This window comes from Bacillus sp. ISL-75 (assembly GCF_018613095.1).
Genome location: NZ_JAGGQX010000065.1, coordinates 1 through 10177, shown reverse-complemented (window position 1 = coordinate 10177; position 10177 = coordinate 1). Strand labels below are relative to the sequence as shown.

At 35.7% G+C, this 10177-nt stretch carries 8 protein-coding genes and 2 pseudogenes; 3 read left to right on the top strand and 7 right to left on the bottom strand.

All coding sequences use genetic code 11. The features are described from left to right. Positions 1–219: 219 nt before the first annotated feature. Positions 220–1041, bottom strand: coding sequence for a squalene/phytoene synthase family protein (locus tag J7E63_RS24765; RefSeq protein ID WP_215017419.1), 822 nt, complete (start codon positions 1039–1041; stop codon positions 220–222). Between the two features lie 264 nt (positions 1042–1305). Continuing rightward, complete coding sequence (locus tag J7E63_RS24760) at positions 1306–2565, bottom strand: Nramp family divalent metal transporter (RefSeq protein ID WP_251033745.1); 1260 nt, start codon at positions 2563–2565, stop codon at positions 1306–1308. 440 nt (positions 2566–3005) lie between these two features. Between J7E63_RS24760 and J7E63_RS24755 the strand changes: the two genes are divergently transcribed. Then, complete coding sequence (locus J7E63_RS24755; protein ID WP_215017416.1) at positions 3006–3332, top strand: hypothetical protein; 327 nt, start codon at positions 3006–3008, stop codon at positions 3330–3332. Positions 3333–3549: 217 nt separating this feature from the next. On the opposite strand, the gene J7E63_RS24750 is transcribed toward J7E63_RS24755, so the two are convergent. Then, complete coding sequence (locus tag J7E63_RS24750; RefSeq protein WP_215017414.1) at positions 3550–4329, bottom strand: hypothetical protein; 780 nt, start codon at positions 4327–4329, stop codon at positions 3550–3552. 475 nt (positions 4330–4804) lie between these two features. Here J7E63_RS24750 and J7E63_RS24745 point away from each other — a divergent pair, with 475 nt between their 5' ends. Continuing rightward, a complete protein-coding gene (locus J7E63_RS24745; protein WP_215017412.1) occupies positions 4805–5011 on the top strand; it encodes a hypothetical protein in 207 nt (68 codons plus the stop codon). A 54-nt stretch (positions 5012–5065) separates the two neighbouring features. Here J7E63_RS24745 and J7E63_RS24740 read toward each other — a convergent pair. From J7E63_RS24740 to J7E63_RS24725, 4 genes and pseudogenes are all read right to left on the bottom strand, one after another. Then, positions 5066–6456, bottom strand: a pseudogene (locus J7E63_RS24740) (IS3 family transposase). 1112 nt (positions 6457–7568) lie between these two features. Further along, on the bottom strand, positions 7569–7754 hold the full coding sequence (locus J7E63_RS24735) for a DUF4083 domain-containing protein (RefSeq protein WP_374193795.1): 186 nt from the start codon (positions 7752–7754) through the stop codon (positions 7569–7571). Positions 7755–8254: 500 nt separating this feature from the next. Then, positions 8255–8672 (bottom strand): annotated as a pseudogene (locus J7E63_RS24730) (carboxymuconolactone decarboxylase family protein). 29 nt (positions 8673–8701) lie between these two features. Then, entirely contained in the window at positions 8702–9355 is a 654-nt protein-coding gene (locus tag J7E63_RS24725) for an FMN-dependent NADH-azoreductase (protein WP_215017410.1), read from the bottom strand. A 205-nt stretch (positions 9356–9560) separates the two neighbouring features. Here J7E63_RS24725 and J7E63_RS24720 point away from each other — a divergent pair, with 205 nt between their 5' ends. Then, positions 9561–10052 carry an RrF2 family transcriptional regulator gene (locus J7E63_RS24720; protein WP_168242251.1) on the top strand — a complete coding sequence of 164 codons (492 nt, stop codon included), beginning with the start codon at positions 9561–9563 and terminating at the stop codon, positions 10050–10052. The last annotated feature ends 125 nt before the right edge of the window (positions 10053–10177 follow it).

Genomic DNA, 10177 nt, shown 5'->3' with positions numbered 1-10177 from the left:
AAAGTTTAGGATACACCGTTACATTAGAAGAACCTAAAGCATCTTAATCCAGTCACTTTTTAAACCATAGATCAATGAATCTGGCGCTCTCCCCATTTTTAAAAAATGAATGAGCTGCGTCCTCTTTAGTATTGCCTTTTTTCACTGAGTTAAAGAAGTTAATTTTCATGGTAGTGCAACAAGTACACATATAAAAATTTATCTCTAAATTGTGGAATCTTATTTTCTATCTACTACTCGACTAACTATTTCAGTTACGGTAGCTCTACTCATTTTTTCCTTCCCCTCTGTTAAAGCATCGAGTGTACCATGAGCAAGAGCTATCGGGATTTTACAAAAATTAAGGATTGGACCGGGTTTAATATCCTCCAAATAAACGTCAGCCAATGCTAGGTTACGTCGGGCGTACATAAACATATCTTCTAACTCCCATCCATCGGGAAAGAAATCCACACCACGTTCTAAATCTTCAGCACGATTGCGAAGAATATTTACAGACTGCAAGCCACGACCGAAGGCTATAGCTAGATCCTTGTCCGTTTCAACAGCATCGTACCACTTCCAAATATCTGAGAGCATGACTCCTACCAAACCTGCAACGTAGAATGTGTATTCATTCAAACCTTCTTCATTCTGAATCCGCCACTCTTTTAAAGCCCAGTCCGCCATCCCCTTCGCCATAGTAGATGTGGCATTTGAAATGTTCTCTACAATTGTTGGTGGACAAAGCTTTATCCAATCGCCAAATCGTAAGGTAACCTCCGGAAGGAGAGAGTTGTATGGGCGAAATAAAGCTATTAACTCCTTGTTATTGAATGGCTTTTTCAAGAGCAGGCTGATTGAACGTAATAGATTGTGTTTGGTTTCCAATCGGAGTTGGGGGTGGTCTTCAATCTCGTCAATAGCTCTCATGCATAAGTAAGCGGATGTAACAGCTTCTTGTAATCCTGACGGTAGATGACTAATAGGAATAAAGAAGGTCCGGCTTGTCGCCATCAACATGTCTATTGCACTTCTATGTAAATTTAGTGCTTTACTCATCTTGTTTTGTCCCCTTTTTTGTCAACATGCTAAATTTCTTTAATTTTAAATTGTATTATCCCCACTCTATAAAATATTTAATAATAAACAAAATTTAAGCCTTTGTTACTCAATAAGCGACATCCTTACCTTCTTGCACTCAAGCACCCGTTAGAATAAGAAAAAGCCACCAAGAATTTTTGGCAGCTGGATCTTCAACTCTTGACCCGTAAGCTTAAAAAGAAACTCAGAATAAATAGGAGGTAAAAACGTGCTTTAGTTTCTTTAGTTAATAAAAGTATGATATAACAAAAATAAATTAAGACTTATAATAACTACGGCAATTATCCACGCACAGATCGACGTTACTAAATGATTTACAAGTTTTCCCATTAGTTTTTTGTTACTTGTAAACATTATTAAAGGTATTAAAGCAAAAGCAATTCCAAAAGAGAGAACAACTTGACTTATGACAAGAGCTTTAGAAGGATTAATTCCCATTAGAATTATTCCTAACGGCGGTATCATTGTTATAAATCGTCTCAAATAAATAGGTATGCGTCGTTTAATAAAGCCTTGCATAATGATGTCACCTGACATAGTACCAACTGAAGAACTTGATAATCCTGCGGATAACAATCCAATTCCAAAACAAATTGCCACAAAGGGTCCAAGTATTTTTCCAAATTCATTAAAAGCAACTTCTAAATCACTTACATTAAGTCCGTTTTTATTAAATAATGCCGCTGAGACGATTAACATACTCGCGTTTATCCCACCTGCAATAATCATCGCAATAATGACATCTACAAACTCATATTTAAAAATCTTTTTCCGTTCTTCTTCAGTTTCTCCGACAATTCTATTTTGTGTTAAGGCAGAATGCAGATAAATGGCATGTGGCATCACTGTTGCTCCCAGCATACCAGCCCCTAATAAAACGCTATCTACACCCTGAAATTTGAGTGTGAAAAGACCAGAGAGAATTGCCGTTGCATCTGGTGCTGCATAGAAAACTTGAACCCCAAAAACAATTACAACAATAAAAATCATTGTTGTAATAACAGCTTCTAACGGACGCATTCCTCGCCTTTGAATCTCCAAAATGACGAATGAACCAATGGCTGCAATAATAGCAGCGAAAACAAGTGGAATATCAAAGAGCAAATAGATTCCAAGCGATGCACCAATAAATTCTGCCAGATCTGTTGCCATAACGACAAGTTCAGCTTGTATCCATAAAAGTATGGAAGTCTTCTTTGAAAATTTTTCTCGGCAAACTTCAGGTAGGTTTTTACCTGTTGCAATCCCTAACTTGGCAGACATCGCTTGAATCAAAACAGCCATTAAATTAGAAACTAAAATGACCCATAATAATGCGTATCCATACTTAGACCCTGCCGAAATGTTTGTTGCATAATTACCTGGATCGATATATGCCACAGCAGCAATAAAGGCAGGACCTAAAAAAGGCAGCAATCTTTTAATTCCATTAGAATCTCCTTTTATAGGAGAATTAGAAGATCTATTCAAAGAGTTAGACAATTTTTGGGTCCAACCTCCTTCTTTTATCCGAAATTATAGTTTATTTCAGTAAACTTTTTTTCGCTAATGCTTTTTAGGGGTCTCAGGTTGCAAACCTGACATGAATGAAGTTATTGGGCTTTCTAATTGATTAGATACCAACAATAATAAATACATTATTTAAAGATATTGGAATTGTATTTTTTCCAAATTTTTTTCGTTATCTGCACCCACTATTTTAGTTTGCTTTCTTTTTAACAGGCTATGCTATTTGAGATTCTTCTTCAACAAAACTGCTTCGTTAGTGCCATAAGAAAAAGGTTGCCTCAGCAACCTTTTTGAAGTAAAGCACCCGTTAAAAACATACATTAGATTTCTCCATAAAAATTACCAGTTATTTATTAGAAGCTATAGAACATTATAAAAGGGTATGATTTATCTACTTTAAGGAGGTTTCTATCATGACAAAAAACAATCAACAGCAAAAACAAATAGACACTCAACTACCTGGAGCAAACTTTACTGATACTGAATTAGGACAAGAGCTTGCAAATATTCATCGAGAAGTTTCTCAATTAATTCAAACCGTATCTCAATTTCAAGATTCTCCACAAGGTGCCCAAGCAAATCATGCTTCAAACTCATTAAAACAACAGAAGGAATCATTTAGTTCTCAAGCTCAACAACAAATGCAGAAAACAGATCAACAAAGTCAACAAGAAGAAACTCCAAAAGAAAAACACAATATAAGAGATTATGACAGAGCATGGGAAGATGACCGTCTTTAATAGAGGGTATCTTCCTTTAATTTATTGACTCAAGTACTTCATTTCTTCTTTCACTAACCTGCCCCTTTAGTTGAAGAAAAAAAAGGATCGCTGCAGCAATCCCGTTTTTAACATAAGCACTCGTTTGTTTAATAAGAAAATCCTATAAAAAGCCAAATTAATCTCACCTTCTGTGTATTAAGCTACCCTTATCCCGTTATCTTTTAAGTGCAGACACTTATCTTTTGGGCGGTTTAACATTATATATAAACTGCTCTGCTTTACCATCAACAATTTTATCGCTGATTAACCTAATGATATTGCCATCTTGATCGTGTTCTACTCGCAAGCATTTCTCTTCATACAGTTCTAATTGCGGCGAAATATTAAAAAAGAAATCCACTTCGGAAAGCCTATTGTTGTCGTATGTGTATTCCTCATAATGAAGATCGGCAAATTTCTTCATCCCACACACGCTTCGTTCATACTTCATTAATTTTCCGTTATCGTAAATGCTCTTGGACACCACTCCCAACTCGCCTAAGTTATCAAATTCCAAACCATAAACCACATCTCCGATATACATCAAATACTCTTCGTTAAAACCACTTTCTGGAGTTGTAAACTCATTTACACCCTTTACTCGTAGCAGTCTACCCTCCATATCAAAGCCATATTCGTAAGAGTAATTCCCAAACTCAGGTTTCTTCTTTTTGAACAGTCTGCCCCTTTTCATCCCACCAATGATTAAATCTAAAACTGGACTTGGACAGTAGTATCCACGATGAATCGTTTCTCCGCCTTTAGAATACTCCAACCTTACAATTCTCTCTTCCGCAGCAGTGCGTAATTCTGACAGTTGGTCAGCATAATTCTGTTTAATGCTGACCATCTCGGCGATAATCTTTACAAAAGCATCTAACTTCGATGGATCGATTTGCACCGAAGCCTTTATTTGCTTTTTTGCATCCACTAACCATTCATCAAACTCCGCCATCATTTTTTCAAACTCATCCAAGTTAACACTCTCCTCCCCTTTAAATGAATTTAAAAGCCTAATTGCATTTTTATTGGATTTTGTCTTCTTCTGCCTGCACTGGAGTTATCGTTAGAAAGAATAAACAAAAAAATATTAGAAATTTCTTTTTAAACATTTATTATCAACCTTCAAATTACAGATTGTATTTATTTTCTCGAACTAAATAACAAATATTCTTGTTAAACTAACCTGCCCCGTTAGGATTTGAAGGAAATTACTTTACGGTACATATCCCAAAGTCATGCTAAGAAAAAAGCTTTGATTAAACATCTTAGTATCAAAATATGTCTCAAATGCTTCTTCACCATTCCTACTCCCAATATAAATTTACCATATAAATCTAACACAATGATCACATTCAGCTTCCCACACATAGCCCTCATGATAACCAGATTGTTACATTCATAATAGAAAATAATTTAAAAGTGCAGACTATTTTAAAGGAGGTGAAAACATGCCAAACATGAAAAATATAACAGGTTTAAAAACAGCAGTTCAACCGACTGAAGGCGGGGAAGGTATACCATCTTTTGCAGGTTCCATTTCAGGCGGTGTTGAACGCCCAGGAGCAACCAGTGTTGAATCACCAGGAGCAACCGCTCATGTTGGTGATAATCAAAATAATCAACAAAAAGGTCGTAACAATAACAACAATCGTTAATATTTAAACTAAAACGCCAAATATGATCTGACCCCATAAAGTTGGACAAAAATATTATGACGCTTTCTCGGTGGTAAGAATCCTGTATTTTACAGGACTCTTACCACCGAGTTTTTCTTTAATTCGATCGTTATTGTAGTAACTAATCCAATCAACCGCTGCCTGAGCGACTTCCTCAAAAGATTGGTAGTCGTATTGATGAACTGTTTCAGATTTTAAAAGGTGGAAGAAGCTTTCCATTGCCGCATTATCAAGACATGTTGCTTTTCGCGACATACTTTGAAATACATGATGTTCCTTAAGCTCTTTTACCCAGCTGTGATGTTGATATTGGAATCCTTGATCCGAATGAACAGTTGTCCGATAAGGAAGTTTAGGTAGTGCGTCCAGGGCTTCATGCAACGGTTTTAAAGCAAAACTTACAGTAGGATGAAGGTCAATGTTAAAAGCCAGAATTTCGCGAGAGTAGAGGTCCATTACAGGTTCCAGATAACAGCGGTGTGCTGTGGACTTATCTCCCCAGCGTAACTCTGTGACATCTACTGTAAGCTTTTGATAAGGTCGATCTGTTTTAAACCGACGATTTAGCCGATTAGGGGCAATTTTACCAATCGTCCCTTTATATGAGTTGTATTTCCGACTTTTTTTCGTATATGCTTGTGACTGTAAATGCTGATCCTGCATAATGCGTTGAACTTTTTTATGATTAACTTCCAATCCACGATTTTTTAATTCAAGTTGAACGCGTCTATATCCATAAGCTGGATTATCCTTTTTGATTGCTTTGATTTCCATTATTAATTCTTGATCACTATGTTTGGTTTCTTCATGATTTTGATAGTAGAAATACACACTTTTCGGAAGGTCCACGACCTTCAAAATCTCAGATAAACGATATTTTTCCCTTAATTCAGTGACAACTTTCACTTGCTTTTGTCGGTACCCACGGGTTCCTGAATTAAGGCTTTTAGCTTTTTTAGGTATTCATTTTCAATCCTTAACATACGATTTTCACGTTGTAATTTTTCAAGTTCGGAGGATTCCTCTTTTTTCCCCTGTTGGTGATCATGATGGTTGGCTGTCATTTGTATTGGTCTTCCTCTCCGTTTAAACAGAGCTTCGACGCCTTCCTCTCTGTACTTCCTCTCCCACGACAGGATTGTACTTGGTGTTGATATATCAAAATGAAGGGAAGTTTCGCGTAATGATGCTCTGTTACTCCACATCCATTTTAATACTTCCAACTTAAAGTTACCATCATACACACTTTTAGGACTACGGACCTCATTAGCTTTATTCCCATATTTTTCGTATCGATTCACCCAATCAAGTATAGTTTGATGACTCGCAATACCATATTTCTTTGCCAATTCATACGATCCTCCCCCTCCATTCAGATACTCTAGAACAACCTTTTCTCTATATTCACTTGAAAATTTGACCAAATTAAAAACCCCCTAAGATGGATGTTTAGTCCAACTTAAGGGGGTCACTTCAATAATGGTGTTTTTTTAAGTCTTAGAGGACATCATTCAATCGCTTCATCTGTTTTGTCTTAATGTTCTGGTGGAGCAATAACCTGGGCATTGGGGGCATTTGAGTTTGTTGATCAACAACATTTTCAATGTTTTCTCTACAATTTCCACTTCAACTTTTTTACCACACTTTTTGCAATCCATTAAAAAGCACCTCCCATTTCTTCATAAGTTTTTACATAACCTTCTGCACAGTGATTTAAGAAATGTAAAACATCGCCGTTCATAAAATCGACCTTAACTAAAATATCTTTGATCTGCTTTTGATTAACCGAATCCATTCCCGATAAAGTGTGTCATTCCATTTGAAGTAACCGTAAAATCATGAGCTAATAATCCTTTTTCCTCTACTAATGTATAAATCCATTTTTTGAAATTCATTTTCTATTCCTCCCTATTTATGAAGGCATAAAAAAAGAACGCCCCAGGTGTGGGAGGAGCGCTCTTTTCATGTAGTGATAGCTGATTCGTATGGGGGAATAGCTATATTACCCATTGTACCCCCTTTACAAGGACAAAAACTGCAAGGATACTGCTAAAAAACTGAACCAAAAACTGAAATCGTAATAAAGTCCTCTTATATAACTAACGCTACAATTTTTCACATTCTGCTTTTTTTAATCAAACAATGATAATACCCAAAACCACGAAGATTATACCAACCATTATGACATTCTCACGCCTTTTCGCAAGCTTATAACACAATCATTCTTACTAAATCCAGTGCTATTCGACTAAGAGAGAACCCTTCAGGGCGTTACCCCATCATTTGATTCTTCGATATAACCCTTCAGTTCCGACAGGAACTGTCTGACCTTTACCTGAGTATTGTGACCAATCTCAATTTAAGCCAGAAACATTTCGCACAACTAACGCACCCGTTAGCTTAAGTGAACTGGTTCACAATCTTACTTAGCCCATACCTCTACTGGTTTCCCTCGCTTGAATAGCATTTGAAAATCGAATAAAACGACTGTGGAAATGCTAAAAAGGACATAAAAAACGGCTTCATTATATAGCCGTTAATCGTTACCCTTTTTTATTTGTTCGTTCATATCGTCAATTTTCTTCTCAATTCTGTTTAGTTGATTTCTGCGGTTCTTGTTAGAACGGAAAAATGACACGATTAATACGATAATTAGTGCAAGAAACCCAAGATAAAATAATTGAAATAGCGCATCTCCAATATTAAAACTACTCACATTCACAACAAATCACCCCCTGAATAGCGTTCTTTAAGCATTGTACTATACATTTATATACAATCTACCTTGTTAAAAACGACAATCTTTGAGAAAACATCCTTTTTGTTTGACCAATGATTTGTATTTCTTACTCAACAAACCTGCCCGTTAGCCATCCATGCAGCACAAAATCAGTGCTGCACCACAGAGATTGAAAATGGTTAGGAAGTGTCAATACTGTTACTGACCTTAATCCAGTCAACCCTAATCCATAGACTTATTAATTATCGCTCTCCTCTTTTTTTTAACGATTGAGCAGGGTCTTTTTAAGTTTTGTCATTTTTCTTATCTTGAAGAAACTTATTTTCATGGTAGTTTAAGTGAAATCTTTCACAACCTTTCATAAGCAAAAGGTAATTTTATGCTCAATATAAGCATAATACGGAAAAGCATCCAAACTGGTTCATTTGGATGCTTTTTTTCTACAATCTGCGACAACACTATTAGATGTTCGCTGAGAGGAATTATTTTTCATTTGCTGTATTCCCCATGGCAATAGAAATTCTATTCCAACTGTTGATTTGATTAATTATCAATACAAGGTCAACATATTGTCTCTCGTCAAAATGTTCACGTACTCGTTGATAAAGCTCATCTGGCACGCGTTTTGTCGGGATTAAAGTTACGTATTCTGTAAACTCAAGAGCTATTTTTTCCGCATCTGTGTAAAATGTGCACTCTCTCCAAGCACTAATACAATATAAACGTTGTTCCGTTTCTCCCATTTTTCTAGCATCAGCAGTATGCATGTTAATACAATATGCACAACCATTGATTTGAGAAGCCCGAATTTTTATAAGTTCACGAAGTTTACGGTCTATACTTGTTGTTTTCGTTAAGTGCTTCTGGTGCTACATTGTAATAATCAACTCGTTGTTCCAATTTAATTACCTCCTTGTATTTCTTTTCCTTTAAGACAGTATTAATTTAGGTGCTAATCTTAAAGCAGCTTCTTCAGCTTCTTTATATGCTTTTTGTAATACTTCATTTGGCTCTAATAAATTAGTTCCTTGTGCACGAATGATTTGATAATCTTCAATCCCAAGGAAATTAAACATTGATTTCAGGTATTTGTGAGAGTATTCAACTTCTGTATACCAATCAATATTTGTATAGATTCCTCCACTTGCTTGGATAACAAGCAATCTTCGTCCGTCTTTAAGTAGACCCACTGATCCATTTTCAGTATATTTAAACGTTTCACGTGCGATCATGATATTATCCATATAATCTTTTAACTTTGATGGAATATTAAAATTATGCAAAGGTAAAACGATGACATACGTATTTGCACTTTTAAATTGTTGTAAGATCTCGGACATACGCTCCGTTACTTTTTGTTCTTGGCTGGTTAGCTCCTGTTCTTTTCGTTGTTTTTCCCATGCACTTAAAACCGTTTTATCTATCATAGGCACTACTTCACTGTACAAGTTAATCTGTTCAATTACTTCGCTATCATGAATTAATCCTTTATAAGCTTTCAAAAAGTGGTTAAAAACCTGCAAGCTCACTGAAGAAGTATCATCTATTTTTGGATGTGCGTTAATAATAAGTGTTTTGTTCATTTTTATTTCCCCCAAAAGATGAATTTTAGTCTCCAATTAAAGACTGAGTTAATCGTCGATTAACATTGTCTATAATATATGCTATAATTATTTTTGTCAAATGAATATGATTTACCCAAAAGAGATTTCTTTTATTTGACTAACACTCTAAATATTCCTAAGATACAATTTGATAACCCTTAAATTCAAAAGAAGGTGAATTTATATGCAGTATAGTGTCGGAGTTGAATATGCTTTACATTGTCTGGTTTATTTAATCGATGTTCCTTCCAATGAAAGTGTTGGGATAAAGGATTTGGCAGAATTCCAAGGACTTTCTGAGACATTTCTTTCAAAAGTTTTTGGTAAATTATCTAAGGCTGGCATTGTAAGTTCTGTACCTGGTGTAAAGGGAGGATATAGGTTATCTAAGTCCCCAGAAGATATTTCCTTTTGGGATGTAATTGAAGCAGTTGAAGGTCCAAAGCCTATTTTTCAATGTAAAAATATTAAAGACAATGGATATTTATATAGAGAAAACTGCTGCTCTGCTCCCTCCTCTTGCACCATCAATTTAGTTATGCTCTCTGCGGAAGAAAAAATGCGTGATTACTTGCGTAGTAAAACACTGTCATGGTTAAATGAAGAGCTTGATCGCGTCTTACCCAAACAAATACGTAAAGATACACGGAAGTATTTTTCGAAGAGCAACATATAAAAAAACCTCTCGTGAAATTCCTAAACTTCAGGAATTTAGAGAGGTTTTTTGCTTAGTTCAAGCAAAACTCATTGTTCAATTTTCTATCAATCACAACAACAAATCTTCATACAGATAGGTAGGGG